The sequence below is a fragment of the Paracoccus sp. PAR01 genome (assembly GCF_014851995.1).
Taxonomy (GTDB): domain Bacteria; phylum Pseudomonadota; class Alphaproteobacteria; order Rhodobacterales; family Rhodobacteraceae; genus Paracoccus; species Paracoccus litorisediminis.
This window is the reverse complement of the sequence record NZ_JACVAW010000001.1, coordinates 337465-363749: the sequence shown is the minus strand read 5'-3', so window position 1 is coordinate 363749 and position 26285 is coordinate 337465. Positions and strand designations below refer to the sequence as shown.

Sequence of the window (26285 nt, the reverse complement as noted above, 5' to 3'; positions counted from 1 at the left end):
GGTGGTTGGATGCTGAAGTTCAGTTCTCGTTCAGGATCTGCTCGCGCGCGGTGACGCGCAATGCGACCATCTTGGAGCGGATCGTTGCCTCATCCGTCTTGTCGGCAAGGTCCTTGGCCAGCTTGCGAAAGACATCCTCATCGCCCGGCTCGTCGAAATCGGAAGTGACCACGGTCAGCGCGTAGGATCGTGCATCGTCGCCGGATTTGCCCAGAAGTGCTGCCGCCCATTCGCCAAGCAGCCGGTTGCGCCGCGCCTCGGCCTTGAAGTTCAGTTCCGCATCGCGGGCGAAGCGGGCCTCATAGGCGCGTTCGCGGTCGTCGAAAGTGGTCATGTCGGCCCTCCCCGTCGCGTGTCCGGATAAACACCCCTTCACGGTATGCCCGCGGGGCTGCTGATCGCAAGCCCGTATTGCCCCTGACCCCGTTTCTGCCCTATAGCCCCAGAGGAATAGCACTGACCTTGCGACGGGAGACGCGCAGCATGGCACCAAGGCGCAAGAAAATCTACGAAGGCAAGGCGAAGATCCTTTACGAAGGCACCGAGCCGGGCACCCTGATCCAGTATTTCAAGGACGATGCCACCGCCTTCAACGCCCAGAAGAAAGCCACGATCGAAGGCAAGGGCGTGCTGAACAACCGCCTGTCCGAGTTCTTCATGACCGGGCTGACCAATATCGGCGTGCCGAACCACTTCATCCGCCGCATCAACATGCGCGAGCAGCTGATCCGCCAGGTCGAGATCATCCCGCTGGAAGTGATCGTGCGCAACTTCGCTGCCGGTTCGATCGCCAAGCGTCTGGGCATGGAAGAGGGCACGCCCCTGCCGCGTCCGATCGTCGAATACAGCTTCAAGAACGATGAGCTGGGCGACCCCTTCGTCTCGGAAGAATATGTCATCGCCTTCGGCTGGGCCAGCCAGCAGGATCTGGACGACATCGTCAGCCTTGCGCTGCGGGTGAACGACTTCCTTGCCGGTGTGTTCTTCGGCGTCGGCATCAAGCTGATCGACTTCAAGATCGAGATCGGCCGGATCTGGGATGGCGATTTCATGCGCCTTGTCGTCGCTGACGAAATCAGCCCCGACAGCTGCCGCCTGTGGGACGTCAAGACCGGCCAGAAGCTGGACAAGGACGTGTTCCGCCGCGACCTTGGCAGCCTGACCGACGCCTATACCGAGGTTGCCCGTCGGCTGGGTCTGCTGCCCGCCAACACGACCAACCTGACCAAGCCTACCCTGATCAACTGAAAGGCCTGCCAATGAAAGCCCGCGTCACCATCATGCTGAAGGACGGTGTTCTGGACCCTCAGGGCGAGGCGATCCGTCACGCGCTTGGCGGTCTTGGTTTTGCAGGTGTCTCGGGCGTGCGTCAGGGCAAGGTGATCGAGCTGGACCTGACCTCGACCGAGGCCGAGGCGGCCAAGGCTGAAGTCGCGCGCATGTGCGAGGGCCTGCTGGCCAATACCGTGATCGAGAAATACGCCGTCGAGATCATCTGATCTGCCGCGCCGGGGGCTTCGCGCCCCCGGACCCCCGCGGGGTATTTTTCGAAACGAAGAAGACTGGCGCTTGGGGGAGGGCGTGGCCTCTCGTGATCGACAAACTCTCCATGTTCATGGTTCTGGCGCGCGAAGAGCATTTCGGTCGCGCGGCAGAGGCGCTGGGGATTACCCAGCCGACACTTTCATCCGCGATCAAGGCCCTGGAAGAACAGCTGGGCGTCCAGCTGGTCCGGCGCGGATCGCGCTTTCAGGGCCTGACCCCCGAGGGTGAGCGCGTGCTGGACTGGGCGCGCCGCATTGTCGGCGATGCCCGTGCCATGCAGGCCGAGATGGAGGCCAGCCGCAAGGGCGTCTCGGGTTTGCTGCGCATCGGCGTGATCCCGACCGCCATGCCGCGCATCGCCGAACTGACCGGGCCGTTCCTGCGTCGCCACCCCAATGCCCGTGTGTCGATCCTGTCGCGATCCTCGGATGAGATCCGCGAGCAGATCGAGGCATTGGAGCTTGATGCCGGTGTCACCTATCTGGACAGCGAGCCTCTGGGTCGGGTGCAGAGCCTGCCGATCTATCGCGAGACCTATTGTCTGGTCGCGCGCGGTGAGGATCTGGGCCCGGTTGGCTGGGCCGAGGCGGCGCGGCTGCCCCTGTGCCTGCTGACCCCGGATATGCAGAACCGTCGCATCGTGACCCGTCACCTGCTGGCAGCCGGGGCCGAGGCGATGCCGCGGGTCGAGTCGACCTCGATGCTGGCGATCCTGTCTCATGTGGCAACCGGGGATTGGGCCGCGATCCTGCCGCGGGGCGTGGCGCGTGGTTTGCCATTGCCCTATGGCGTCACCGCCCGCGATCTGACAGGCGAGGGGCATATGGTCGGGCTGATCACCGCGCGGCGCGAACCGCATCCGCCACTGGTCGAGGCGCTGCTGAAATCGGCCGGTTTGATAGAAGCTTCCTATCAATAGACGGGACATCGCGATTGCTGTGACTATTGTCGGGCTCTAGTCTGTTCATTGACTGACCAGAGCCCGGATTGACCTAGCCATGAGCCACGCAGCGATTTCCGCTGATTTTTCAGACCGTCTTGATGCGATCATCGCGTTTCACAAGGAGCGCGAGGGACCGCTTTTGCCAATCCTGCACGATATTCAGGCGGAATGGGATTATATCCCCGAGGAGGCGCAGCCGGTGATTGCCGCCGCCTTGGGCATGACCCGTGCTGAAGTGCATGGCGTTGTCAGCTTCTATCACGATTTTCGCGACCATCCCGCGGGGCGGCATGTGCTGCGCCTGTGCCGGGCCGAGGCCTGTCAGTCGATGGGCGCGGATGCCTTGGCCGATCAGGTGCGCGCGGCCTTGGGCATCGATTTCCACGAGACGACCCCGGATGGGCGGCTGACGCTGGAGCCGGTGTTTTGTCTGGGGCTTTGCGCCTGCGGACCCTCGGCGCAGATGGGTGATAGGCTGCTGGGGCGGGCGAATTTGGCCAAGGTCCAGAAGCTGGTGGCGGAGGCGGGTGCATGAGGGTCTGGGTTCCGCTGGATGCCGCCGCGAAGGCTTTGGGCGCGGATGAGGTGGCAGGGGCGCTGGCGCGCGATTTCGAGGTGACGCGCAACGGCACGCGCGGGATGGTCTGGCTTGAGCCTTTGGTCGAGGTCGAGCGGGACGGTATTCGCTACGGCTATGGTCCCGTCGAGCCGGATGATGTGGCCGGGCTGGTCGATGCGCTGCGGTCCGACGCGGACCATTCGCTGGCGCTGGGGCCGGTCGAGGATCTGCCTTGGATGAAGGCGCAGAAGCGGCTGACATTTGCCCGCGTTGGTGTGATTGATCCGCTTTCGGTGGCGGAATATGAGGCGCAGGGCGGCTTTGCCGGTCTGCGTCGGGCGATTGCGCTGGGGCCTGAGGCGATTGTCGATGAGGTCACCCAATCGGGCCTGCGCGGGCGTGGCGGCGCGGGTTTTCCGACGGGCATCAAGTGGAAAACGGTCGCCGGGGCCAAGGCCGATCAGAAATATATCGTCTGCAATGCCGACGAAGGCGACAGCGGCAGTTTCGCCGACCGGATGCTGATGGAAGGCGATCCCCTGACCCTGATCGAGGGCATGGCGATTGCCGGGATCGCGGTCGGGGCAACGCGCGGCTACTGCTACATCCGCAGCGAATACCCCGATGCCATCCGCGTGATGGAAGCCGCGATCACGCTTGCCCGTCAGGAGGGGATGCTGGGTGGGTCAGTGCTGGGTTCGGCTCATGCCTTCGACATGGAGGTTCGCGTTGGCGCGGGGGCCTATGTCTGCGGCGAGGAAACCAGCCTGTTGAACAGCCTTGAGGGCAAACGGGGTACGGTGCGCGCGAAGCCCCCGATCCCGGCGCTGGAGGGGTTTCTGGGCAAGCCTACGGTGGTCAACAACCTGATCTCGCTGGGGACGATCCCGTGGATTCTGGCCAATGGCGGGGCGGAATATGCGAAACTCGGCATCGGGCGGTCCAAGGGCACCATCCCGATCCAGATCGCGGGCAATGTCAAACATGGCGGGCTGTTCGAGGCGGCCTTTGGCCTGACGCTGGACCAGATCATCAATGAGATCGGCGGCGGGACCGCCAGTGGACGCCCCGTGAAGGCGGCGCAGGTCGGCGGGCCTTTGGGGGCCTATATCCCGGCCAAGGATTTCGACGTGCCCTTCGGCTATGAGGAACTTGCCGGCCGCGAGGGGCTGCTGGGTCACGCTGGCATCACCGTCTTTGACGACAGCGCCGACATGCTGAAACTGGCGCGGTTTGCGATGGAGTTCTGCGCGGTCGAAAGCTGCGGGAAATGCACGCCCTGCCGGATCGGCTCGGTCCGGGGTGTCGAGACCATCGACCGGATTGCGGCGGGGGATGCGGATGCGATCCCGGTGCTGACCGACCTGTGCAACACGATGAAATGGGGCTCGCTTTGCGCGCTGGGGGGCTTTGCGCCCTTCCCGGTCATGTCCGCATTGACCCATTTCCCTGATGAATTCAGCGGGCGGGGAACCCCTCGCAAGGAGGCCGCAGAATGAAGGACTTCATTATCCCCGACCGCGATTACGGCACGCCTGCAGCGAAATCCGCGGTCACCGTCAATCTGCTGGTCGATGGCATTCCGGTCTCGGTGCCCTCGGGAACATCGGTGATGCGGGCGGCGGCGGTGGCCGGGATCTCGGTTCCGAAGCTGTGTGCGACCGATCATGTCAGCGCCTTCGGGTCCTGCCGGCTGTGCGTTGTCCAGATCGATGGCATGCGCGGCACGCCAGCCTCCTGCACGACGCCGGTGGCCGAGGGCATGGTCGTCCATACCCAGACCGATGACATTGCCCGCATCCGCAAGGGCGTGATGGAGCTTTACATCAGTGACCACCCGCTTGATTGCCTGACCTGCGCCGCCAATGGCGATTGCGAGTTGCAGGACATGGCCGGGGCGGTCGGGTTGCGCGAGGTCCGCTATGAGCCGGGCGCGAACCATTTCGCCCGCCGCTCAAGCGAGGGGCCGAACCCGGAATACCGGCCCAAGGATCAGTCGAACCCCTATTTCACCTTCGATCCAGCGAAATGCATCGTCTGCTCGCGCTGCGTCCGGGCTTGCGAGGAAGTGCAGGGCACATTTGCGCTGACCATCGAGGGGCGGGGTTTTGACAGCCGCGTCTCGGCGGGGATGATGTCGGACAGCTTCCTCAGCTCGGATTGCGTCAGTTGCGGGGCCTGCGTGCAGGTCTGCCCGACCGCCACGCTGATCGAGAACAAGGTGATCGAGATCGGCACGCCCGAGCATATCGTCAAGACCACCTGCGCCTATTGCGGCGTCGGCTGTTCCTTTGATGCGCATATGCGGGGCGAGGAAGTCGTGCGCATGGTGCCCAGCAAGGACGGCAAGGCGAACCGCGGCCATAGCTGCGTCAAGGGCCGCTTTGCCTGGAGCTATGCCACCCATCAGGACCGCAAGCTGGAACCGATGATCCGCGAAAAGATCACCGATCCGTGGCAGGTGGTGACGTGGGATGAGGCGCTGGAATTCGCAGCCAATCGGATGCGGCAGACGCAGGCCGCGCATGGCGTGGATTCCGTTGGCGTCATCACCTCGTCGCGCTGCACCAATGAGGAAACCTATCTGGTCCAGAAACTGGCTCGCGCCGTTTTGCACACCAATAATACCGATACCTGCGCGCGCGTCTGCCATTCGCCGACCGGCTATGGGCTGCGCACGACATTCGGGACCTCGGCGGGGACGCATGATTTCGACTCGGTCGAGGATACCGATCTGGCGCTGGTCATCGGGGCGAACCCGACGGATGGGCATCCGGTCTTTGCCTCGCGTCTGCGCAAGCGCCTGCGGCAGGGAGCGGGGCTGATCGTCATCGACCCGCGCGAGATCGACCTGCTGAAGACCCCGCATATGGGGCAGGGGCTGCATCTGCCCCTGCGGCCCGGCACCAACGTCGCCGTGCTGACCTCGATCGCGCAGGTCATCGTGGCCGAGAAACTGTATGACGAGGAGTTCATCCGCACCCGCTGCGATTGGGACGAATTCCTTGGCTACGCCGAGTTCCTGATGGACCCGCGCCATTCGCCGGAAGAAGTCGAGAAGCTGTCAAAGGTTCCCGCCGATCTGATCCGGCAGGCCGCCCGCGCCTATGCCGCCGCGCCGCGCGGCAGCATCTATTACGGGCTGGGCGTGACCGAACATTCGCAGGGCTCGACCACGGTCATGTCGATTGCGAACCTTGCCATGCTGACCGGCAATATCGGCGTGCCGGGGACGGGCGTGAACCCGCTGCGCGGTCAGAACAACGTGCAGGGTTCCTGCGACATGGGCAGCTTCCCGCATGAATATCCGGGCTACCGCCATGTCTCGGACAAGGCCACGCGCGAGATCTATGAAAAGGCTTGGGGCGTGCCGCTGTCGCCGGAGCCGGGCCTGCGCATTCCCAACATGTTCGACGAAGCCCTGGCTGGACGCTTCCGTGGTCTTTACTGCCAGGGCGAGGATATCGTGCAATCCGACCCGGATACGCGGCACGTGACCTCGGCTTTGTCGGCCATGGACATCGTCATCGTCCATGACCTGTTCCTGAACGAGACCTCGAACTACGCGCATGTCTTCCTGCCGGGATCGTCCTTCCTAGAAAAGGACGGGACCTTCACCAATGCCGAGCGCCGCATCAACATGGTCCGCCGCGCCATGACGCCCAAGAATGGCTATGAGGACTGGCAGATCACCCAGATGCTGGCCAATCGCATGGGCGCGAACTGGGGCTATACGCATCCCAGCGAGATCATGGATGAAATCGCCATGACCACGCCCAGCTTCGCCGGTGTCAGCTACGATCTGCTGGACCGCGAAGGCTCGGTGCAATGGCCCTGCAACGAAAAGGCACCGTTGGGCACGCCGCTGATGCATGTCGACGGCTTCGTGCGCGGCAAGGGGCATTTCATCCATACCGAATACGTCGCGACCGAGGAGCGCAGCGGGCCGCGTTTCCCGCTGCTGCTGACCACCGGGCGGATTCTGTCCCAGTACAATGTCGGCGCGCAGACGCGTCGCACCGACAACCTTGTCTGGCATCCCGAGGACATTCTGGAAATCCACCCTTCGGATGCGGAAAACCGGGGCGTGCGCGACGGGGACTGGGTGCGGGTTGCCTCGCGTTCGGGGGAAACCACGCTGCGCGCGGTCCTGACGGAACGGGTCGCGCCGGGTGTGGTCTATACGACCTTCCATCACCCGACGACTCAGGCCAATGTGGTGACCACGGACAATTCCGACTGGGCCACCAATTGCCCCGAATTCAAGGTGACGGCCGTGCAGGTCAGCCCCTCGAACGGCCCGTCGGAATGGCAAGAGGAGTATGGCAGCCATTCCGAACGATCCCGCCGCATCCTTCCCGCGGCCGCCGAGTGAGGCGAGCATGAAGGACCAACCCTCAGGCCCGCTGCGCTGGGACGGTGGCTGGCATCATGCCTCAGCACCGCCCGCGCCGCAGGAATGCCCGGTGGCGGTGGTCATCGACGGCATGTCGCAGGCGGTGCTGATGGCAACGCCTGCCGACCTGATGGACTTCGTCTTTGGCTTTGCCCTGACCGAGGGGCTGATCGCCAGCCCCGCTGACGTGACCGATTTCGAGGAAGCGACGGTCGAGGCGGGCGGCTTTCCCGCGCGTGAGGCGCGGCTGTGGCTGCGTCCCGGCCTGGCTGCTGGTCTGGCCGAAAGGCGGCGCAGCATGCTGGGCCCGGTCGGCTGCGGCTTGTGCGGTGTGGACAGCATCGCGGCAGCGCTGCCCACGGTCAGGACGGTCGGCTCGGATTGGGGCATGACGCCGGCGCAGGTGGTTGCCGCCATGCAGGCGCTGGGTCAGGGCCAGATCCTGCGCCGGGACACGCCCGCGATCCATGGCGCGGGCTTCTGGGACGGTACGCAGATGCTGGTGCGCGAGGATGTCGGACGCCACAATGCGCTGGACAAGCTGGCCGGGGCCTTGGCCCGCGCGGGCAGGCCGGGTGGGCAGGGGGCGATCGTCATGTCCTCGCGCCTGTCGGTCGATCTGGTGCAAAAGGCGGCGCGGATCGGATCTCCGGTCCTGATCGGGGCCAGCGCGCCGACCGATCTCGCGCTGGAATGGGCCGAGCGCGCCGGGATCACCCTGATCGCCCGTGCCCGAGGCGATGCCTTTGACCTTTACACCCATCCCCGGCGCATTGCCGCAACCCGAGACCTAGATGATGCATAGCGACGACAAGCTGATCCGGATGGCCGGACAGATGGCGGATTTCTTTCGCAGCCAGCCCGGTGCACCTGCCGAGGCCGTGGCCGGTCACATCAACTCTTTCTGGACGCCCCGCATGCGGAAGGATTTCGTCCGCCATCTGGCCGAGGGCGCCGAGGCCGATCCCATCGTTCGTGACGCGGCGCGCTTTGTGCGTCTGCCGGAACAGACGCCGGCAAGGGCCTGATTTTGCCTCTGCCACCCGGTCGGGGGGCATGATAGCTTGGCCGCATGGCACAGCTTCCCTCCCGACAACAGATTCTCGACTGGGTGCATGCGCACCCGGACGCCACCGCGAAACGCGACATCGCCAAAGCCTTCGGCATCAAGGGTGCGGAACGCATCGAGCTGAAGCGCATGCTGAAAGAGCTTGAGGCCGAGGGTCTGCTTGAACGCCGCCGCCGTCACTATCACGACGCCGAGCGCCTGCCCCCCGTTTCGGTCATCCAGCTTCTGCCGCCGGACAAGGACGGCGACATCTTCGCCAAGCCGCTGGAATGGAATGGCGACGGCCCGATGCCGCGCATCCTTTACGCGCCGCTGAAAGCCGATCCCGCCACCGCGCCGGGCGAGCGTATCCTTGCCCGCCTGATCGAGACGCATGGCGAGGATCACCAGTATCAGGCCCGTCTGATCCGCCGCATCGGCACGGTTCAGCACAAGGTCGTCGGCATCTTCCGCCGCAGCTCCGCCGACCCCGAGGCCAGCGGACGCATCCTGCCGATCGAAAAGGGCTCGGACAAGGAATGGCAGGTCCCGCCGCACGAGATCCATGGCGCACAGAATGGCGAGCTGGTCGAGGCCGAGCAGATCGGCCCGCGCGGCCGGATCGGCCTGCCCGTTGCTCGCGTCCTTGAACGGCTGGGCGATCCGTCGGCCCCGCGCGCGGTCAGTCTGATCGCCATCCATCAGCACGGAATTCCCGACGACTTCCCCGATGAGGTCATGGCCGAGGCCGATGCCGCCAAGCCCGCTGGCATGAAAGGCCGCGAGGATCTGCGCCATCTGCCTTTGGTTACCATCGACCCCTCGGATGCGCGCGACCATGACGATGCCGTCGCCGCCGAGATCCGCGTCGATGGCGGCGCCGATATCTGGGTCGCCATCGCCGATGTCGCCTATTACGTCCGCCCGAACTCGCCACTGGACCGCGAGGCGCGGAAGCGCGGCAATTCGTCGTACTTCCCCGACCGCGTCGTCCCGATGCTGCCCGATATCCTGTCGGGCGACCTGTGTTCGCTGCACGAAGGCGTTGACCGTCCGGTGATCGCCGTGCGGATGCGGCTGGATGCGCAGGGCAATAAGGTCAGCCACACCTTCCATCGCGGCATGATGCATTCAGCCGCCAGCCTGTCCTATGAACAGGCGCAGGCGGCGGCGGATGGCAATGCTGACGATCAGACCGCGCCGCTGCTGGATTCGGTGATCAAGCCGCTATGGCACGCCTATGAGTTGCTGAAGGCCGCCCGTGCCCGCCGTCAGCCGCTGGAACTGGACCTGCCGGAACGCAAGATCATCCTGACCGCCGATGGTCGGGTGAAATCGGTCAATTTCCGCGAACGCTTCGACGCCCATAAGCTGATCGAGGAGTTCATGGTGCTGGCCAATGTCGCCGCCGCCGAGGAACTGGAACATCTGCGCCGCCCGCTGCTGTATCGCGTCCATGAGGAACCCAGCGCCGAGAAACTGGATGCCCTGCGCGAGGTGGCCGAGGCTTCCGGCTTTACGCTGGCCAAGGGGCAGGTCCTGCAAACCCGCCACCTGAACCGGCTGCTGGAACAGGCCGAGGGCTCGGATTTCGACGAGCTGATCAATATGACCGCGCTGCGTTCGATGCAGCAGGCCTATTATCACCCGGAAAACTACGGCCATTTCGGCCTGGCTTTGAAGTCCTACGCACATTTCACCTCGCCGATCCGCCGCTATTCCGACCTGATCGTGCATCGCGCGCTGATCTTGGGGCACAAATGGGGCGATGACGGGCTGTCGCATTGGGATGTCGAGAATCTGGGCGAAACCGCCAAGCAGATCTCGGATACCGAGCGCCGCTCGATGGCGGCCGAGCGCGACACCACCGACCGCTATCTGGCGGCCTATCTGGCCGACAGGGTCGGGGCCGAGTTCGCAGGTCGGGTCAGCGGCGTCCAGAAGTTCGGCGCCTTCATCCGGCTGGATGAAACCGGCGCGGACGGGTTGCTGCCCATCCGCGAAATCGGGCGCGAGTATTTCCATTATGACCCGGAAGCGCAGATGCTGATCGGTTCGGAAACCGGCATGGAAATCGGCATCGGCCAACGCGTCACCGTGCGCCTGTCCGAGGCCGTGCCGCTGACCGGTGGCCTGATGCTGGAACTGCTGGAGGTCGAGGGCAGGGCCATGCCGCAAGGCGGCGCGGGCCGTCGGGGCAAGGGCCCGATCCGCAAGCGCGCGACCCAATCGCGCCTGTCCGAGGTCAAGCGCGCCCAGAAGCGCAAGCGAATCCGCAAGAGTTAGCAAGGTGGGGGCTTTGCCCCCGCGCGTTCCGCGCTCCCCCAGGATATTTAAGCAAGAAAGAAGCGCTTTGAGGTTTTCCTTGGAGCGCTTCTTTCTTTGTCCAGATACCAGCGGGGGGTCCGGAAAGAGTCCGGGGGGCCTTTTCCAAGAACGGGCGCAAAGCCCCCGGCGCGAGGGGCGGTCCTGCCGAATGAAAAAGGGCGACCCTTGGGCCGCCCTGTTCCGTCAATGCGTATTCGCAATCAGCCGATGGCGGCGGCGCGAACGTCGTCGTCGATCTTGTCGGCGTATTGGGCGAAGTTGTCGCTGAACATGCCGACCAGTTTCTTGGCCTGCGCGTCATAGGCATCGGCATCGGCCCAGGTCTGGCGCGGGTCCAGCAGCTTGTCCTCGACGCCCGGAACCGAGACCGGAACTTCGAAGCCGAAATTCGGGTCCTTGCGGAATTCGACTTCGTTCAGCGAGCCGTCAAGTGCTGCGGTCAGCAGGGCGCGGGTCGCCTTGATCGGCATACGCTTGCCGGTGCCGAAAGCGCCGCCGGTCCAGCCGGTATTGACCAGCCAGCAGGTCGCGCCCGTGGCGTTGATCTTTTCCTGCAGCAGCTTGCCGTAAACTTCCGGGCGGCGCGGCATGAAGGGCGCGCCGAAGCAGGTCGAGAAGGTCGGGGTCGGCTCGACGATGCCCACTTCCGTACCCGGGGTCTTCGAGGTGAAGCCCGACAGGAAGTGATACATGGCTTGCGCCGGGGTCAGGCGTGCGATCGGCGGCAGGACGCCATAAGCGTCGCAGGTCAGCATGATCACGTTTTTCGGCATGCCGCCCAGCGAGGTCTCGGAAGCGTTCGAGATCTGCTCCAGCGGATAGGCGCAGCGCATGTTGTCGGTGATCGAGTTGTCGTTGAAGTCCAGCTCCAGCGTGTCTTCGTTGAAGACCATGTTCTCGATCACGGTGCCGAACTTCGAGCAGGTCGCGTAGATTTCCGGCTCGGCTTCGGCGGACAGGTTGATGGTCTTGGCGTAGCAGCCACCTTCGAAGTTGAAGATGCCGTGATCCGACCAGCCATGCTCATCGTCGCCGATCAGCGTGCGCGAGGGATCGGCCGAGAGCGTGGTCTTACCGGTGCCCGACAGGCCGAAGAAGATCGCGCTGTCATCGGGATTGCCGATGGCGTGGTTGGCCGAGCAATGCATCGGCATGACGCCCTTGGACGGCAGGATGTAGTTCAGCAGCGTGAAGACCGACTTCTTGTTCTCACCGGCGTAAGCGGTGTTGCCGATCAGGATCAGCTTCTTGTCGAAGTTCAGCGCGATCACGGTTTCGCTGCGGCAGCCGTGGCGGGCCGGGTCGGCCTTGAAGCTGGGGCAGTTGATGATGGTGAATTCGGGCAGGAAGGTCGCGAGTTCAGCGGCCTCGGGGCGGCGCAGCAGGTGGCGGATGAACAGGTTGTGCCAGGCCAGTTCGGTCACGACGCGCACGTCAAGGCGCAGCGCCGGGTCAGCACCGCCGAACAGATCCTGCACGAAGTAGTCCTTGCCCTTCATATGCGCGAGCATGTCGGCGTGAAGGGTGTCGAAGGCCTCGGGGGACATCGGCTTGTTGTTTTCCCACCAGATCGAATCTTCGACCGAAGGGGTGCGGACGACGAACTTGTCCTTGGGCGAGCGGCCGGTATGCGAGCCGGTCGAGACCAGGAAAGTGCCGCCATTGCCCAGCTTGCCTTCGCCGCGCTGCAGGGCGGCTTCGATCAGGGCAGGCTCGATCAGGTTGTAATGGACATTGCCAAGACCGGTGATCCCCTGATCCTCGAGACGGCAATTCGGATTAACGCGCGGTTCGGACATGTCCTGAAAGCTCCTGATGATCGTCTGACCCCAGCGGGATCTTCCCGAGTGCTATATCATGGCAACCGGGTGACGGAACCGTCCCAAAGACAACGTTTAGCGCAACCACACCGTGTTCGCGCCAACATTTCCGTGCAGAGGGCATTATGTAAACGGAATCGAAAGCCCTTAGGCGGCATTTTCATCAGGATGAGAGGAAAGTTTCAAGCATGAGCGTGGGTTTCGACGCGATCCTTCATGCCAGCTCGGTGGCGGTCCGGGGTCGGGCGCTATTGATTCTCGGAGGGTCGGGATCGGGCAAGTCGACGCTGGCTCTGGGGATGATGGCGCTGGGGGCGGGGCTGGTCGCCGATGACCGGACCGGGATCTGGGTCAGGGACGGGCGGCTGATGGTCGATTGCCCCGAACCGATCCGGGGCCGGATCGAGGCGCGAGGGGTGGGCATCCTCAATGCGCGCCCCCTCGGCCCGACCGAATTGGCGCTGGCGGTCGATCTGGACCGGCCCGAGCCCGAGCGTCTGCCGCCGCATCGCCTTGCGGAGTATCTTGGCTATTGGGTTCCTTTGGTGCTGGGACAGGGGCATCCGCATCTTGCACCGGTGCTGATGCAATATCTGGTTGCAGGCCGCTGGGATCGGGACCAAGGTTGACGTCGGACTTTCCTCCCGGCCCTGTTGGACCGGACGGCCCACCACAGGCCCAAGATGAATGGCATGACCGAGAACACGAAACCCGACGAGATGACCCAGCGCGTGGTGCTGGTCACCGGCCCTTCCGGGGCGGGGCGCTCGACCGCGATCAATGTGCTTGAGGATCTGGGGTACGAATCCATCGACAACCTGCCGCTGTCGCTGGTGCCACGGCTGCTGGACGGCCCGGCGCGCGGTGTGCCGCTGGCGCTGGGTCTGGATGTGCGCAACCGCGACTTTTCCGCGACGAACCTGATCGAGTTGATCGACCGGCTGACGCGTCTGCCCGATTACGATCCCGAGGTGCTGTATCTGGACTGCGCGCCGGAACAATTGTTGCGGCGTTTCAACGAAACCCGCCGCCGCCATCCCTTGCGCAGCGAAGGCGCGCCGCTGGACGCCATTCTGGCCGAACGCGACATGCTGGCGGCGGTGCGGGCGCGTGCCGATGTGCTGGTCGATACCTCGGAACTGTCGCCTCATGACCTCAAGGCCGAACTGGCGCGCTGGTTCGATGTCGAGCCGGGCCACCGGCTGACGGTCTCGGTCCAGTCGTTTTCCTACAAGCGGGGCGTGCCGCGCGGCGTCGACATGATGTTCGACTGCCGCTTCCTTGCGAATCCCCATTGGGAGCCGGAATTGCGTCCGCTTGATGGCCGAAATCCGCTGGTTCAGGATTACGTTGCGTCAGATCCGCGATTCGGTGAGTTCTTCGACAGGGTCCGGGATCTTGTGCTTTTTGCGCTTCCGGCCCATCTAGAAGAGGGTAAAGCCCATCTGGTAATCGGCTTTGGTTGTACCGGGGGGCAACATCGTTCCGTCACACTGGCGGAAAAAATGGCAGACGCGCTTGCGAAAGGCGGCTGGCAGGTGTCAATTAGACACAGGGAACTTGAACGCCGTGAAAAGGCGCCGGCACCCGATGACGGTCTTATGACAGGACCTCTCGCGGTGACTGCTACGCTTTGACGGCAGACCTGCGTGGTGGGGTACATTGATCGGAATTGTCATCGTGGCGCACGGGGGGCTCGCGCGGGAATATCTCTCGGCAGTCGAGCACGTGGTCGGGCCACAATCGGGAATTCGAGCCGTTGCAATCGAGGAGAATCACGACCGGGGGGAAAAGCAGGCTGAAATCTGCGCCGCGGCTGATTCCGTCGATACCGGGGATGGCGTCGTGGTGGTCACGGACCTGTTCGGAGGCTCGCCTTCGAACCTGTCGCTGATGGCCTGTCATGCGCGCAACCGTTCGATTCTATACGGGGCCAACCTGCCGATGCTGGTCAAGTTGGCAAAGTCCCGGAAATTGCCGGTGGCCGATGCGGTGACACTGGCCAAGGACGCAGGTCGCAAGTACATCAACAGCTATGATGTACTGCCCGCCGATATCATTCCCGTGCCGAACCGCGCTGCCTCATGAATGACATGAGCAACGGGTCCGTCACCCGAGAGTTGAAAATCATCAACGAAAAGGGCCTGCACGCGCGGGCCAGTGCCAAATTCGTTGAGACCGTCGAGAAATTCGACGCCAAGGCCACCGTCGAAAAGGACGGGATGAGCGTTTCTGGCGATTCGATCATGGGCCTGCTGATGCTGACCGCGCCGCGCGGCAGCACGATCCGGGTGACCACGCGTGGCGAGCAGGCCAATGAACTGGCCGAGGCGCTAAGCGCGCTGGTCGGGGATTATTTCGGCGAAGGCATGTAAGGGCGACGTGGCCCGCGACTCATACCATCACGGCAATCTGAGGCAGGCTCTGGTCGAGGCGACCGTGCGCCTGATCGAGGAAAAGGGGCCGCAGGGCTTTACCCTGGCCGAGGCCGCGCGCGCGGTCGGCGTCAGCGCCGCCGCGCCCTATCGCCATTTCACCGGCCGGGACGAGCTGCTTGAGGAAATCGCCCGGCAGGGTTTCGAGGAATTCGCCGAACGCCTGAGCGCCGCCCTGAAGCAGGGCCGGACGCCGCTTTCGGCCTTTCTGGGTATGGGACAGGCCTATCTGGGCTTTGCCGCCGAGCGGCGCGGCTATTACATCGCCATGTTCGAATCCGGGATCTCGATCGCCGGGAATTCCGGCCTGACCCAAGCCGCCGACCGGGCGCGCGGCACGCTGGTTCACGCCGCCGAGGCGCTGTTCCAGCGCATCCCCGACAGCCGCCGCCCGCCTGCGGGGATGGCCGCCGACCATATCTGGGCGCTGAGCCATGGCGTGGTCGAGCTGTTCAGCCGCGGCAAGCCCGGCGGCCGCTCGCCCATTTCGCCGGCGGACATGCTGGAAAGCGGCACGCTGATCTATCTGCGGGGCCTTGGCGTCATCACCGACTGATTTTTTGCGGCAGGGCTATTGAACGCGGATTGCGGCGCTCCATCTATGTAAATGTGATTAACATTCACATCGAAAGGGACCGTAATGAACAGCTATATCGAACCTCGACCGTCCGTCATGGACCGGATCGGCCAGACCTTGGCCGGGGTCCGGGACTGGCTGGACGACCGGGGCAAGGCGGCCTGGATCGTCGCCATGATCCTGGGCTTTATCGCCTTCTGGCCCGTGGGCCTTGCCACTCTTGGCTACATGATCTGGAGCAAACGCATGTTTTCCTGCCGCCATCGCCATGACCGCCACGCCCGCTTCAGCGCGCCGCATTTTGCCGCGCCGACCGGCAACGCCGCTTTTGATGCTTACCGCAGCGAGACGCTGAAGCGTCTGGAGGACGAGCATCGCGAATTCCTCGACTTCCTGCAGAAGCTGCGCGAGGCCAAGGACAAGGCCGAGTTCGACCAGTTCATGGCAGGCCGCAAGGAACCGCCGGCACTGCAATCGTGATGCGAAAAGGGCCGGGGATGACCCGGCCCTTTTGTCGTCAGTAGGAATATTCGTCGTAGATCCGGCTGAGGTCACCGCCCCATTCGCCGTGATACTTGGCCAGAAGCTCGTCGGCGGGGGCCTTGCCGCTGTCGACGCTTTCCTTGAGCGCATTCAGGAAATGGGTCTCATCGGGGACCAGACCGCCTGCGCCGACACGCGCGCGTGCCTTCAGCCCGAATTCAGCGATCTCCAGCACGTCGCGGGCGATGTCATGCAGACGCAGCCCGTCGAACTCTCCTTGCAGACCCTGACGGGCGGCAGCGACGCGCAGACCATCGCGCTGCTCGGCAGACCAGCCGCGGCACAGATCCCAAGCGGCATCCAGCGCGTTCTGGTCATAGATCAGCCCGACCCACAGCGCGGGCAGGGCGCAAAGACGCCGCCACGGACCGCCATCGGCACCGCGCATTTCGATGAACTTCTTGACGCGGGCTTCGGGGAAGACGGTGGTCAGGTGGTCGGCCCAATCCGACAGGGTCGGAACCTCGCCCGGCAGTGCCGGAAGCTGGCCCTTCATGAAGTCGCGGAAGCTTTGCCCCAGCGCGTTGATGTATTTGCCGTCGCGATAGACGAAATACATCGGCACATCGAGGACGTAATCCACCCATGCCTCGTAGCCCATGCCGCTTTCAAAGGCGAAAGGCAAAAGGCCGGTGCGGGCGTCGTCCAGATGCTGCCAGATATTCGCGCGCCAGCTTTTCATCCCGTTCGGCTTGTTGTCGAGGAAGGGCGAATTGGCAAACAGCGCGGTCGCGATCGGCTGCAGAGCTAGCGCCACCCGCAGCTTCTGGACCATGTCGGCCTCGGATCCGAAGTCCAGGTTCACCTGCACGGTGCAGGTGCGATACATCATCTGGGTGCCAAGCTCACCCACCCGGCCCATGTAATCGGTCATCAGCCGGTAGCGGCCTTTGGGCATCATCGGCATCTGGTCCTGCGACCAGATCGGTGCCGCACCAAGGCCGATGAAGCCCGCGCCCAGATCGTCGGCGACGGATTTCACCTCGGCCAGATGGCTGTTCACCTCGTCGCAGGTCTGGTGGATGGTCTCGACCGGTGCGCCGGACAGTTCCAATTGCCCGCCCGGTTCCAGACTGACATTGGCGCCGTCGCGCTCCAGTCCGATGATATGTTCGCCTTCCAGCACCGGCTTCCAGCCGAAGCGGTCGCGGATGCCTTCCAGCATCGCCTTGACCGTCGGCGTGCCCGCCGGACCGTCATAGGGCAGGGGCATCAGGTCGGAATGACGATAGCCGAATTTCTCGTGCTCGGTCCCGATGCGCCAATTGTCCTTGGGCTTCTCACCCGAGGCGATATATTCGGCCAGCTGTTCGGGACGTTCGATCGGGCCGCCGCCCTGTTGAGGAATGGACATCGGTGGCCTTTCATTTGCCTGAGTGCCACAGGTGGCAAGAGCGGCGCGTCAAGTCAAGCGGGCGCGATCCGACCTCGTCCAAAGGGTTTGAATCGTTGGCCCTTCGCCCGCAAGTGCCGCGGAAATCCGGCCCATGTTCAGCCCCGGAAGCGAGGCGAATGCGCTGGCCAGAAGTTCGGCCCCCGCGGCATCGACGGGAATCAGAAGTGCCTGACCATCAAGGCTTTTCAGCCGCCAATGCAGGCGATTGTTCAGCCGCAGCAGTCGGATTTCGGCCAGATCGCGCAGGGCAATCTCTCCGCCCAGCACGCGGTCGGGGGCAAGGTAGCGGATCGCCCCCTCATCCAGCTCGACGACGCCGGGCGCGGTGGCCTTGCTGCGGAAACGCATCCTGCGGCGTGCATCCAGCGCCCAGATACCCGCGATGATGGCAATGACGCTGCCAAGGGGCTGGTAGATCCAGCCCCCCAGCCAGATGACCCACAGCCCGAACGCGACCAGCACAAGGGCCGAGAGCGTCTCGGCCCAGGGGCGCAGGGTGGCGGCAAGCTCGGGCCGGATCAATCACAGCTCCCGTGACATGTCGCGATGGGGGATGCCCGCATCGTCATATTCGGGGCCGTAGGCGGTGAAGCCCAGCTTTTCATAGAAGCCGATGGCATGGGTCTGTGCGCCCAGCTTGGCCCGGGTGATGCCGGGCAGGGCACGCAATTCGTCCAGCGCCGCAAGGATCAGCGCCGCGCCCGTGCCGGTGCCGCGTGCCGATTTCAGCACGGCGACGCGGCCGATCTTGCCGGTGTCGCCGATCAGCAGGATGCGCGCCGTGCCGATGGCCGCGCGCTGATCGTCGCGGGCGATCAGGTGGATCGCCTCGCCGTCCTTGCCGTCCCATTCCTCGGCCTCGGGGACCAATTGCTCGATCACGAAGACCTCGCGGCGGATGGCGCGGCAGGTCTCAAGGTCGTCGGTCTTTTCGATCATGCGAAGTAACGCTCCAGAATGCGGCGATAGATGCGCGAGAGTTGCCGGACCTGATCGGCCGGGACGCGCTCATCCACCTGATGCATGAAATGGCCGACAAGACCGAATTCAAGGACCGGGCAGTGATCCTTGACGAAACGCGCGTCCGACGTCCCGCCCGAGGTCGACAGCACCGGGTCCAGCCCGGTCTCATCACGCACGATGTCGCGCACCATTTCGACGAAGGGGCCGGGGCGGGTCAGGAAGCTTTCGCCCGAGACATCGGTCTCGATCGCGAAGGTCACGCCGGTCTCGGCCTCGATGCCCGCCGCCTTGTCGCGGATCATCCGGTCCAGCGTGTGCGAGGCATGGGCGTCGTTGAAGCGGATATTGATCGTGGCGCGGGCCTTTTCCGGGATCACGTTCGAGGCCGGGTTGCCGCAATCGACGGTGGTGATCTGCAGGCCGGACGGGTCGAAATGCTCGGTCCCGTGATCCAGCGGCTCGGCGGTCAGTTCGTTCAGCAGGCGCACCAGCGCGTGCAGCGGGTTCTTGGCGCGATGCGGATAGGCGGCATGGCCCTGCTTACCCTTGGCGTTGATGTTCAGCGTCATCGAGCCGCGACGGCCGATCTTGATCATCTCGCCCATGCGGTCGGGGTTCGAGGGCTCGCCGACGATGCAGACATCCATCTGTTCGCCCTGCGTCCCCATCCAGTCCAGCAGCGCCGTGGTGCCGTCCTTGCCGGGGCCTTCTTCGTCGCCGGTGATGGTCAGGATGATCGCGCCATCGGGCGGAGTCTCGCGGGTAAAGGCGATGGCGGCGGCGGCAAAGGCCGCGACGCCGGATTTCATGTCGGTCGCGCCCCGGCCCCAGATCCAGCCGTCTTCCTCATGACCCGAGAAGGGCGGATGGGTCCAACTGGACATGTCGCCGGGCGGGACCACATCGGTGTGGCCGTTGAAGCCAAAGGTCTTGGCGGCGCCCTTGGCGCCCCAGCGTGCGAAAAGGTTCGGCACGCCACCCCGGTCAACGCGGTGGCATTCGAAACCGGCCTCGGTCAGCGCCTCGGCCAGCAGGACCAGCGCGCCGCCCTCCTCGGGGGTGACCGAGGGGCAGCGGATCAGGCGGGCCGTCAGATCGGCCGGGTCCGGAAAAGAGGTCATTGTCGTCTCCTGTCTTCGGGCGCCCGGTTACACCGGTCGGCCCAGCAATTCCAGCGCCCTGCGCACAAGGTTCAGCCCGGTCAGCACCAGCAGCACCAGAGTCCAGCGCCGGAATTGCTGCAGGTCCAACCGGTCATGTGCCAGATAGCCCAGCCCCATGCCGATCAGTGCGGGTATCACCATGATCGCGGACAATGGCAGGGTCTGGGCGTTCAGCACGCCCGAATGCAGATGCGCCGCCGTCAGCACCACTGCGCCCATAAAGAACACCACGCCCTGCGCGCGCATCTGTTCGTCCTTGGGGGCGCCGATCGACAGCAGATAGACGATCAGCGGCGGTCCCCAGATCCCCGAGATGCCACCGTAAAGCCCGCCGATGATGCCGGTGACGATCTCGACCCGGCGACGATGGTGGATCGGGATCACAAGGCTGCGCCCGGCCAGTTGCCAGAACGCGAACAGTGTGATCGGCGCGCCCAGCAGCGCATACATCACCCATTGCGGGACACGGGTGGCAAAGACCGCGCTGATCGGGATGAACAGCGCGACCATGGCGATATGCCAGCGATAGTCGCGGGTGGTCTGCCAGGCGGGGCCAATGCCTTGGCGCAGCGCCTGCCGGATATTGGTAACCAGCACCGGCAGGATCAACGCCGCCAGCGCCTGCTGCGCGGTCAGGAACGATCCCAGCGCCGACATCATGATCATCGGCATGGCAAAACCGATCGCGCCTTTGACAAAGGCGGAAAACAGGGTGACCGCGATGGCGATCCAAAAAAGTGTGGGGTCAAGTCCGAACATGGGCGACAGCCATAACCGCCCGTCAGCGGGATGCAACGGAAAGGCGTGCCGCGCGCATATGTCGCGGCAAGGCCATTGCATACAGGTGACTGTCCTGTCAGGAAAAATCCCCCGATGCTGGACAGTTTCACCTGTTCAGGCATTATGGAGGAAACATTCAAAACGGAGCTGCCCATGAGCCGTATTGCCATTCTTGCCGCCGCAGCGGCCTCACTGACCACGCTTGCTGCCTGCGAACCGACCACCGGGGGCGGTGGTCCTGGAAGCAATGTCCCCACCGGTCCCTATGTTCTGGTCGGCATTGCCGACGAGACCGTGCCGCAGCGCAATGTCGGCCTGACCATCGAATCCGATGGCTCGGTCTCGGGTCAGGCACCCTGCAACCATTATGCGGCGGCGCAGACGGCCGAGCCTCCGGGCTTCAAACTGGGTGAGATCAAGACCAGCGGCGCAGGCTGTGGTGGCAATGCCGGCGCGCTCGAATCGCGCTATTTCGCGGCGCTGCGTCAGGCTGACGGCATCACCTATACCGGTGGCGTGCTGAAGATCACCGGCCCGACCTACCTGACCTTTGAGCCCGGCTACCGGAAGGAAAAATAAGCCATGCTGCGTCGTCTTGCCCTTGTCCTTGCCTGTGGCTGCCTTGCGTTGGCCATGGTTGGGACTTTCCTTGTCGCCGCCCGCGCCGAGACCCGCGAGGTCACCGGCGATTATGAGCTGATCGAGATCGAGGGCAAGACGATCACCGGCACGGCCACCGCCCGGCTGGCCCCGGATGGCGCGATTTCCGGGCAGGGTCCGTGCAATCGCTATACCGGCCCGAATCGCGCCACGCTGCCGGAACTGCTTTACGAAAACCTTGCCACCACCCGCCGGGCCTGTCTGGTGGAAGGGGGCGAGGCCGAGTTTCTGGCCGCCCTTGGTGCCGTCCGCCATGCGAAATTCGTGGGCGAGGATCTGGTGATGACCGGACCCGAGGTCACGATCCGCTGGCGTCCCGTCGCCAAGACCGCGCCTTAACCCGGCTCGGCCAGCCGGGTGACCAGCCGCGCCCTTGCGGCGGGCAGGGGCTTGCCAGCATGGGACTCGGCCAGCCGGGTCTCAAGGAAGAACCCGGTCAGCGCCAACGCCTCGGCCAAGCCACCATTGCCTTGCCCGCCCAGACAGGCGGGCAAGGGCAGCAGCTTCGGGGCCCATTCCCCTGCAGCAGCCGCACTGACCGCCCGGCCGGATCGCGGGCTGACATAGGCCAGCCCATGGCGCGTGCCGGTCACCGCGCAACTGGACAGGTCGAGGCCAAAGCCCAGATCGTCGAGCAGCCGCATTTCCCATTGCAGATAGGCCGTGCCCCAGTCGCCGCCCTCATCCATCAGATCCAGAAGCGCTTCCGTCAGGTCAGTCAGGCGCGGATGCGGATCGCGTTCGGGCAGGGCATAGACCAGAAGCGAGGTCACCGCATTGACCCCGGCCAAAGCGTTGCCCGCAGACAGCAGGCCGGGCCGGGCGCGGGCGGGTTCAACGGTGAAGGTGCCCAGTTGATCCTCGACCCGCGCGCGCCAACGCAGGCTGAGGCGGTTGCCGGGTTGCAGGATGGCGGCGCGGCGCGCGCTGGCCCCGCCGGGCACGATGCCGGTGACAAGGCCCTGATCGCGTGACAGCACCGTCAGGATCACGGCATTCTCGCCATGCCTCCGCAGCGTCATCACGCTGGCCTCGCCCTGCCATTCCATCGTCACGCCTTTCCTTCGCCGCCACCCTGCCGCAAATTGGGCAGAACGAACAAGGAGAGTATTATGTTGAAACCCTGGATCGAGGCTCAGGCGCGGCTGGTCGAAGTGGCGGCGGGTCGGGCCCATGCGGATCTGGTCATCCGGGGCGGGGTCTGGGTCAATGTCCATACCCGCGAGACGATTCCGGGCATGGATGTTGCCGTGGCGGATGGGCGCGTCGCCTATGTCGGGCCGGATGCGGCGCCGTCCATCGGGCCGCAGACGCAGGTGATCGAGGCGAATGGCCGCTACATGGTTCCCGGCCTGATCGACGCGCATATGCATGTCGAATCGGGGATGCTGACCCCTGCCGGTTTCGCGGGTGCGGTGATCCCGCATGGCACGACGACGATCTTCCACGACCCGCATGAGATCGCGAATGTGCTGGGTTTGGACGGTGTGCGGATGATGCGGGATGAATCGTTGCTGCAACCGATCAGCATGTTCACCCAGATGCCCAGTTGCGCACCCTCGGCCCCCGGTCTGGAAACCACCGGCGCGCCCATCACCGAAGGTGAAGTGGCCCAAGCCATGGGCTGGGACGGCATCATCGGTCTGGGCGAGATGATGAATTTCCCCGGCGTTGCTGCCGGTGATCCGCAGATGCTGGGCGAGATTGCCGCGACCCGCGCGGCGGGCAAGACCGTCGGCGGCCATTACGCCAGCCCTGATCTGGGTCGTCCCTTCCACGCCTATGTCGCGGGCGGTGCAGCGGATGACCACGAAACCACCAGTGAGGCGCAGGGCATTGCCCGCGTCCGTCAGGGCATGGGCTGCATGATGCGGCTGGGTTCGGCTTGGTATGACGTGGAAACCCAGATCACCGCGATCACCCAGAAGGGCCTTGATCCGCGCTTCTTCATCCTGTGCACCGATGACAGCCATTCCGGCACTTTGGTCCATGAGGGCCATATGAACCGCGTCGTGCGTCACGCGATTGCATGCGGCTGCGACCCGCTGATCGCGATCCAGATGGCGACGATCAACGCCGCCAGCCATTTCGGGCAGGAACGCGAGCTGGGCTCGATCACGCCGGGCCGTCGGGCGGATGTGATCCTGACCTCGGACCTGCGCGCGCTGCCAATCGAGGTGGTGATCGCGCAAGGGCAGTTGGTGGCCGAGGGCGGCCGGTTGCTGGTCGACTGCCCCCGCATCGACTGGCCCGAGCGGGCGCGGAACTCGGTCCGTTTGGGCAAGGAACTGGCGGCGGAAGATTTCGAGGCCCGCGCGCAGGGCGATCAGGCCCGCGTCCGCGTCATTGGCGTCGTCGAAAATCAGGCCCCGACCAAGGCACTTGAGGCTGACTTGCCGATCCGCGACGGCGTGATCGAGGGCGCGGGCGATGTCTGCCAGATTGCGCTGGTCGAACGCCATCGCGGCACGGGCGGCGTGGTCAATGGGTTTGTGTCAGGTTTTGGCTATCAGGGCCGGGTCGCGGTCGCGTCCACGGTCGCGCATGACAGCCACCACATGATCGTCGTTGGCACCGATCGCGCCACCATGGCGGCGGCGGCGAACCATCTGGGCGTGGTCGGCGGTGGCGTCACCGTCTTTCGTGATGGCGAGGAACTGGCAACGGTCGCCTTGCCGATTGCCGGGCTGATGTCCGACCTGCCCGCGACCGAGGTGGCCGAGGCGGCGCAGGCTATCGTCAAGGCGATGCAGGATTGCGGCTGCAACCTGAACAACGCCTATATGCAGCACTCGCTGCTGGCGCTGGTGGTGATCCCGGAACTGCGGATTTCGGATCTGGGCATTGTCGACGTGCGCAGCTTCGAGCTGGTCGACCTGATCGTCTAAACTAGCATTGAGGCGTCGCCGTCGCGGGCGACGCTCAGGAATTGTGCCCGGTCCCGAAGCGTGTCGAACAGGTCGGGGCCGGTGCCGGTCAGGAAGCACTGCGCATTCAGCGCGCAGATTTCGTCATGCAGCGCGGCGCGGCGCTGGGCATCCAGATGCGCCGCCACCTCATCCAGCAGCAGGACCGGAGATTCCCCGGCCAGCGCGCGGGCATTGGCAAGGATCAGCGACAGCAGCAGCGCCTTTTGTTCGCCGGTCGAGGACAAAGCGGCAGGCATCGACTGCGGCCCCCAATGCGCGCCCAGATCGGCGCGATGCGGGCCGGACAGCGTGCGTCCGGCGGCCATGTCGCGCGAACGGCCCTCGGCCAGACGGGCGGCGATGCTGTCGGGGTCAGGGTCATCCGCCGCGCCCTCGCCGGGCAGCAGGGTCAGGATCGCGGCGGGAAAGGCGGTCTCGGCTCCGTCCTGCGCCGCCATGATCCGGGCGATGGCGTCCAGCCGGTTGCGGGTCAGTGCCGCGCCCATATCGGCCATCTGCGCCTCCAGCGCGCGATACCAGCCGGCGTCACGCACCTCATCCTTGAGCAACCGGTTCCTTTCCCGCATGGCCTTGTCATAGCCCAAGGCATCCTCGGCATGGCCGGGGGTGAAGCTAAGGGTAATGCGGTCAAGGAAGCGGCGGCGGGCCTCGGGGGCGTCGGTCCAGATCCGGTCCATGGCGGGGGTCAGCCAGATCACCCGCATCAGGCTACCCAAGGCCACCTGCGTCGCGGGCTTATCGTCGATCATGACCTCGCGCGGCTGGGCGGGCAGGGCGCGCGTCGCCACCTGCCTGTCGTCGATCAGGGCGCGGATCTGCCAGCCAACATCCGGGCCACGCCTTGCCTGATCGGAGGGAGCCGCGCCCCGCATCCCGCGACCGGGCGAGAGCATGGAAATCGCTTCAAGGATATTGGTCTTGCCAGCGCCATTCGGCCCGTGGATTGCCACGGGCCGTTGGTCTGGTTCGATTTCAAGACGTGCCCAGCTGCGGAACTGGGTCAGATGCAGGCGTGTGAGCGTCACACGCGCATCGGCATGACGACATAAACGGCGGTGGTGTCGCCACCCTCGCGGATCAGCGCCGCATCGCCCGAGCCGTTGAACAGGAAGACGGCATTCTCACGGTCGATCTGGCCCGCGATTTCGTGCAGGTATTTGGCGTTGAAGCCGATTTCCAGCGGCTCGTCGGCATAGGCCACGGGCAGTTCCTCTTCGGCCGCACCAGCATCGGGGGCGTTCACCGACAGGACCAGACGATCCTCATCCAGCGACAGCTTGACGGCGCGCGAACGCTCGCTGCTGACGGTGGCGACGCGGTCCACGGCCTTGGCGAAATCGCCGGCGTCCACTTCCAGCTTGCGGGTATTGCCCGAGGGGATGACGCGGCTGTAGTCCGGGAAGGTCCCGTCGATGACCTTCGAGGTCAGAGTGATCGTCGGCGTGGCAAAGCGGATCTTGGTTTCGCTGACCGACACGGCGATCTCGGTCGAGTCGTCGTCCAGCAGCTTGCGCAGCTCGGTCACGGTCTTGCGCGGCACGATGACGCCGGGCATTTCAGCCGCGCCTGCGGGCAGGGTGGCATCGATCCGGGCCAGGCGGTGGCCGTCGGTCGCCACGCAGCGCAGGGACGGGCCGTCCTCGGCCTGCGCCACATGCATATAGACGCCGTTCAGGTAGTAACGGGTTTCCTCGTTCGAGATGGCGAATTTCGACTTGTCGAACAGCCGACGCAGGACCGAGGCCGGGGCCGAGAAATTCGCCGAATATTCCGACGAGGACATGACCGGGAAATCCTCGCGCGGAAGCGTCGCGAGGTTGAAGCTGGACCGCCCGGCCTGAACCGACAGCCGACCCGAGGCCGGTTCCAGATCCAGTTGCACCAGCGCCCCGTCGGGCAGCTTGCGGGCGATGTCATTGAGCATGCTGGCCGAAACCGTCGTCGCACCGGGGCGCTCGACCTGTGCATTGGTCAGGTAGACGATTTCGGTATCCAGATCGGTGGCGCGGAAGCTGACGCCATTCGGCGTCGTTTCGATCAGGACGTTGGCCAGAATTGGGATGGTGTTCCGCCGCTCGACAACGGACTGGGCCTGAGAAACTGCCTTCACCAGATCGGCACGTTCGATAGCAAATTTCATGGTCGGTCCTTATGTCATTCTGGCGGCGGGAAGGCCGACTATAAGGCCCAACCCGGTGC

Annotated in this window: 28 protein-coding genes; 18 read left to right on the top strand and 10 right to left on the bottom strand. The window is 64.6% G+C overall.

The genetic code is table 11. From position 1 onward, the window contains the following. Nucleotides 1-19: 19 nt before the first annotated feature. Nucleotides 20-334 (bottom strand): DUF1476 domain-containing protein, encoded by a 315-nt coding sequence (locus tag IB235_RS01875; protein ID WP_155037914.1) that lies wholly within the window; start codon nt 332-334, stop codon nt 20-22. 149 nt (nt 335-483) lie between these two features. Between IB235_RS01875 and purC the strand changes: the two genes are divergently transcribed. The 9 genes from purC (at nt 484) to rnr (ending at nt 10777) form a co-directional block, all read left to right on the top strand. Continuing rightward, nucleotides 484-1248: a phosphoribosylaminoimidazolesuccinocarboxamide synthase gene (gene purC / locus IB235_RS01870; RefSeq protein ID WP_155037913.1), complete on the top strand. Its 765-nt coding sequence runs from the start codon at nt 484-486 to the stop codon at nt 1246-1248. A gap of 11 nt (nt 1249-1259) precedes the next feature. Next, entirely contained in the window at nt 1260-1499 is a 240-nt protein-coding gene (gene purS / locus IB235_RS01865; RefSeq protein ID WP_155037912.1) for a phosphoribosylformylglycinamidine synthase subunit PurS, read from the top strand. 92 nt (nt 1500-1591) lie between these two features. Continuing rightward, nucleotides 1592-2464: a LysR family transcriptional regulator gene (locus IB235_RS01860; RefSeq protein ID WP_192335153.1), complete on the top strand. Its 873-nt coding sequence runs from the start codon at nt 1592-1594 to the stop codon at nt 2462-2464. Nucleotides 2465-2543: 79 nt separating this feature from the next. Next, complete coding sequence (locus tag IB235_RS01855; RefSeq protein ID WP_192335150.1) at nt 2544-3023, top strand: formate dehydrogenase subunit gamma; 480 nt, start codon at nt 2544-2546, stop codon at nt 3021-3023. Next, a complete protein-coding gene (locus IB235_RS01850; RefSeq protein ID WP_192335147.1) occupies nt 3020-4546 on the top strand; it encodes an NADH-quinone oxidoreductase subunit NuoF in 1527 nt (508 codons plus the stop codon). Before IB235_RS01855 ends, IB235_RS01850 begins: the two co-directional genes overlap by 4 nt. Continuing rightward, nucleotides 4543-7422: a formate dehydrogenase subunit alpha gene (gene fdhF / locus IB235_RS01845; protein ID WP_192335144.1), complete on the top strand. Its 2880-nt coding sequence runs from the start codon at nt 4543-4545 to the stop codon at nt 7420-7422. The genes IB235_RS01850 and fdhF overlap by 4 nt, the downstream gene beginning before the upstream one ends. A 7-nt stretch (nt 7423-7429) precedes the next feature. Then, nucleotides 7430-8248: a formate dehydrogenase accessory sulfurtransferase FdhD gene (fdhD, locus tag IB235_RS01840; protein WP_192335141.1), complete on the top strand. Its 819-nt coding sequence runs from the start codon at nt 7430-7432 to the stop codon at nt 8246-8248. After that, the gene (locus IB235_RS01835) at nt 8238-8471 is read left to right on the top strand and encodes a formate dehydrogenase subunit delta (RefSeq protein WP_192335138.1); all 234 of its coding nucleotides are present in this window, start codon (nt 8238-8240) and stop codon (nt 8469-8471) included. The genes fdhD and IB235_RS01835 overlap by 11 nt, the downstream gene beginning before the upstream one ends. Before the next feature lie 44 nt (nt 8472-8515). Beyond that, complete coding sequence (gene rnr / locus IB235_RS01830; RefSeq protein WP_192335135.1) at nt 8516-10777, top strand: ribonuclease R; 2262 nt, start codon at nt 8516-8518, stop codon at nt 10775-10777. 242 nt (nt 10778-11019) lie between these two features. Here the strand turns inward: rnr and IB235_RS01825 are convergent, their stop codons facing one another. Beyond that, complete coding sequence (locus IB235_RS01825) at nt 11020-12618, bottom strand: phosphoenolpyruvate carboxykinase (protein ID WP_155037905.1); 1599 nt, start codon at nt 12616-12618, stop codon at nt 11020-11022. A 209-nt stretch (nt 12619-12827) separates the two neighbouring features. Between IB235_RS01825 and IB235_RS01820 the strand changes: the two genes are divergently transcribed. From IB235_RS01820 to IB235_RS01795, 6 genes are all read left to right on the top strand, one after another. After that, the gene (locus IB235_RS01820; protein WP_192335132.1) at nt 12828-13268 is read left to right on the top strand and encodes an HPr kinase/phosphorylase; all 441 of its coding nucleotides are present in this window, start codon (nt 12828-12830) and stop codon (nt 13266-13268) included. Between the two features lie 63 nt (nt 13269-13331). Beyond that, nucleotides 13332-14276 (top strand): RNase adapter RapZ, encoded by a 945-nt coding sequence (gene rapZ / locus IB235_RS01815; RefSeq protein WP_155037903.1) that lies wholly within the window; start codon nt 13332-13334, stop codon nt 14274-14276. A 25-nt stretch (nt 14277-14301) separates the two neighbouring features. After that, complete coding sequence (locus IB235_RS01810) at nt 14302-14727, top strand: PTS sugar transporter subunit IIA (RefSeq protein WP_155037902.1); 426 nt, start codon at nt 14302-14304, stop codon at nt 14725-14727. Then, entirely contained in the window at nt 14724-15014 is a 291-nt protein-coding gene (locus tag IB235_RS01805; RefSeq protein WP_155037901.1) for an HPr family phosphocarrier protein, read from the top strand. Before IB235_RS01810 ends, IB235_RS01805 begins: the two co-directional genes overlap by 4 nt. 7 nt (nt 15015-15021) lie before the next feature. Next, on the top strand, nt 15022-15630 hold the full coding sequence (locus tag IB235_RS01800) for a TetR/AcrR family transcriptional regulator (protein ID WP_192335128.1): 609 nt from the start codon (nt 15022-15024) through the stop codon (nt 15628-15630). An 84-nt stretch (nt 15631-15714) separates the two neighbouring features. Beyond that, nucleotides 15715-16131, top strand: a complete 417-nt coding sequence (locus tag IB235_RS01795) for a DUF2852 domain-containing protein (RefSeq protein WP_192335125.1) — start codon at nt 15715-15717, stop codon at nt 16129-16131. Nucleotides 16132-16168: 37 nt separating this feature from the next. Here the strand turns inward: IB235_RS01795 and IB235_RS01790 are convergent, their stop codons facing one another. The 5 genes from IB235_RS01790 to IB235_RS01770 are packed head-to-tail and all read right to left on the bottom strand — an operon-like array spanning nt 16169 to nt 20475. Continuing rightward, nucleotides 16169-17548, bottom strand: coding sequence for a glutamate--cysteine ligase (locus tag IB235_RS01790; protein ID WP_192335122.1), 1380 nt, complete (start codon nt 17546-17548; stop codon nt 16169-16171). Between the two features lie 48 nt (nt 17549-17596). Further along, nucleotides 17597-18112, bottom strand: a complete 516-nt coding sequence (locus IB235_RS01785; protein ID WP_192335119.1) for a hypothetical protein — start codon at nt 18110-18112, stop codon at nt 17597-17599. Beyond that, nucleotides 18113-18529, bottom strand: a complete 417-nt coding sequence (locus IB235_RS01780) for a GNAT family N-acetyltransferase (RefSeq protein WP_192335116.1) — start codon at nt 18527-18529, stop codon at nt 18113-18115. It abuts the gene before it with no gap. Continuing rightward, on the bottom strand, nt 18526-19674 hold the full coding sequence (dapE, locus tag IB235_RS01775) for a succinyl-diaminopimelate desuccinylase (protein WP_192335113.1): 1149 nt from the start codon (nt 19672-19674) through the stop codon (nt 18526-18528). Before dapE ends, IB235_RS01780 begins: the two co-directional genes overlap by 4 nt. Before the next feature lie 27 nt (nt 19675-19701). Then, nucleotides 19702-20475: a sulfite exporter TauE/SafE family protein gene (locus IB235_RS01770; protein ID WP_192335110.1), complete on the bottom strand. Its 774-nt coding sequence runs from the start codon at nt 20473-20475 to the stop codon at nt 19702-19704. Between the two features lie 174 nt (nt 20476-20649). Here IB235_RS01770 and IB235_RS01765 point away from each other — a divergent pair, with 174 nt between their 5' ends. Together IB235_RS01765 and IB235_RS01760 are read left to right on the top strand one after the other, a co-directional pair. After that, the gene (locus IB235_RS01765; RefSeq protein ID WP_192335107.1) at nt 20650-21075 is read left to right on the top strand and encodes an META domain-containing protein; all 426 of its coding nucleotides are present in this window, start codon (nt 20650-20652) and stop codon (nt 21073-21075) included. A gap of 3 nt (nt 21076-21078) precedes the next feature. After that, nucleotides 21079-21495 carry an META domain-containing protein gene (locus tag IB235_RS01760; RefSeq protein WP_155037893.1) on the top strand — a complete coding sequence of 139 codons (417 nt, stop codon included), beginning with the start codon at nt 21079-21081 and terminating at the stop codon, nt 21493-21495. Here IB235_RS01760 and recO read toward each other — a convergent pair. Then, nucleotides 21492-22205, bottom strand: a complete 714-nt coding sequence (gene recO, locus IB235_RS01755) for a DNA repair protein RecO (RefSeq protein WP_192335902.1) — start codon at nt 22203-22205, stop codon at nt 21492-21494. The two genes, IB235_RS01760 and recO, sit on opposite strands and share 4 nt — an antisense overlap. A 63-nt stretch (nt 22206-22268) precedes the next feature. Here recO and IB235_RS01750 point away from each other — a divergent pair, with 63 nt between their 5' ends. Further along, entirely contained in the window at nt 22269-24044 is a 1776-nt protein-coding gene (locus tag IB235_RS01750; protein WP_192335104.1) for an adenine deaminase, read from the top strand. Here the strand turns inward: IB235_RS01750 and recF are convergent. Both recF and dnaN read right to left on the bottom strand, forming a co-directional pair. Then, nucleotides 24041-25111, bottom strand: coding sequence for a DNA replication/repair protein RecF (gene recF / locus IB235_RS01745; RefSeq protein ID WP_192335101.1), 1071 nt, complete (start codon nt 25109-25111; stop codon nt 24041-24043). The two genes, IB235_RS01750 and recF, sit on opposite strands and share 4 nt — an antisense overlap. Then, on the bottom strand, nt 25108-26226 hold the full coding sequence (dnaN, locus tag IB235_RS01740) for a DNA polymerase III subunit beta (RefSeq protein WP_192335098.1): 1119 nt from the start codon (nt 26224-26226) through the stop codon (nt 25108-25110). The genes recF and dnaN overlap by 4 nt, the downstream gene beginning before the upstream one ends. Nucleotides 26227-26285 lie beyond the last annotated feature (59 nt).

What these genes read in the sequence shown, in the direction of transcription:
- IB235_RS01780 (WP_192335116.1), bottom strand. Translation starts at nt 18,529, where the DNA reads ATGATCGAAAAGACCGACGACCTTGAGACCTGCCGCGCCATCCGCCGC.
- IB235_RS01760 (WP_155037893.1), top strand. Translation starts at nt 21,079, where the DNA reads ATGCTGCGTCGTCTTGCCCTTGTCCTTGCCTGTGGCTGCCTTGCGTTG.
- purC (WP_155037913.1), top strand. Translation starts at nt 484, where the DNA reads ATGGCACCAAGGCGCAAGAAAATCTACGAAGGCAAGGCGAAGATCCTT.
- IB235_RS01850 (WP_192335147.1), top strand. Translation starts at nt 3,020, where the DNA reads ATGAGGGTCTGGGTTCCGCTGGATGCCGCCGCGAAGGCTTTGGGCGCG.
- rapZ (WP_155037903.1), top strand. Translation starts at nt 13,332, where the DNA reads ATGACCGAGAACACGAAACCCGACGAGATGACCCAGCGCGTGGTGCTG.
- recO (WP_192335902.1), bottom strand. Translation starts at nt 22,205, where the DNA reads ATGGAATGGCAGGGCGAGGCCAGCGTGATGACGCTGCGGAGGCATGGC.
- IB235_RS01805 (WP_155037901.1), top strand. Translation starts at nt 14,724, where the DNA reads ATGAATGACATGAGCAACGGGTCCGTCACCCGAGAGTTGAAAATCATC.
- IB235_RS01875 (WP_155037914.1), bottom strand. Translation starts at nt 334, where the DNA reads ATGACCACTTTCGACGACCGCGAACGCGCCTATGAGGCCCGCTTCGCC.
- IB235_RS01770 (WP_192335110.1), bottom strand. Translation starts at nt 20,475, where the DNA reads ATGTTCGGACTTGACCCCACACTTTTTTGGATCGCCATCGCGGTCACC.
- dapE (WP_192335113.1), bottom strand. Translation starts at nt 19,674, where the DNA reads ATGACCTCTTTTCCGGACCCGGCCGATCTGACGGCCCGCCTGATCCGC.
- IB235_RS01820 (WP_192335132.1), top strand. Translation starts at nt 12,828, where the DNA reads ATGAGCGTGGGTTTCGACGCGATCCTTCATGCCAGCTCGGTGGCGGTC.
- IB235_RS01825 (WP_155037905.1), bottom strand. Translation starts at nt 12,618, where the DNA reads ATGTCCGAACCGCGCGTTAATCCGAATTGCCGTCTCGAGGATCAGGGG.
- fdhD (WP_192335141.1), top strand. Translation starts at nt 7,430, where the DNA reads ATGAAGGACCAACCCTCAGGCCCGCTGCGCTGGGACGGTGGCTGGCAT.
- purS (WP_155037912.1), top strand. Translation starts at nt 1,260, where the DNA reads ATGAAAGCCCGCGTCACCATCATGCTGAAGGACGGTGTTCTGGACCCT.
- rnr (WP_192335135.1), top strand. Translation starts at nt 8,516, where the DNA reads ATGGCACAGCTTCCCTCCCGACAACAGATTCTCGACTGGGTGCATGCG.
- IB235_RS01790 (WP_192335122.1), bottom strand. Translation starts at nt 17,548, where the DNA reads ATGTCCATTCCTCAACAGGGCGGCGGCCCGATCGAACGTCCCGAACAG.
- dnaN (WP_192335098.1), bottom strand. Translation starts at nt 26,226, where the DNA reads ATGAAATTTGCTATCGAACGTGCCGATCTGGTGAAGGCAGTTTCTCAG.
- fdhF (WP_192335144.1), top strand. Translation starts at nt 4,543, where the DNA reads ATGAAGGACTTCATTATCCCCGACCGCGATTACGGCACGCCTGCAGCG.
- IB235_RS01765 (WP_192335107.1), top strand. Translation starts at nt 20,650, where the DNA reads ATGAGCCGTATTGCCATTCTTGCCGCCGCAGCGGCCTCACTGACCACG.
- IB235_RS01855 (WP_192335150.1), top strand. Translation starts at nt 2,544, where the DNA reads ATGAGCCACGCAGCGATTTCCGCTGATTTTTCAGACCGTCTTGATGCG.
- IB235_RS01835 (WP_192335138.1), top strand. Translation starts at nt 8,238, where the DNA reads ATGATGCATAGCGACGACAAGCTGATCCGGATGGCCGGACAGATGGCG.
- IB235_RS01750 (WP_192335104.1), top strand. Translation starts at nt 22,269, where the DNA reads ATGTTGAAACCCTGGATCGAGGCTCAGGCGCGGCTGGTCGAAGTGGCG.
- IB235_RS01795 (WP_192335125.1), top strand. Translation starts at nt 15,715, where the DNA reads ATGAACAGCTATATCGAACCTCGACCGTCCGTCATGGACCGGATCGGC.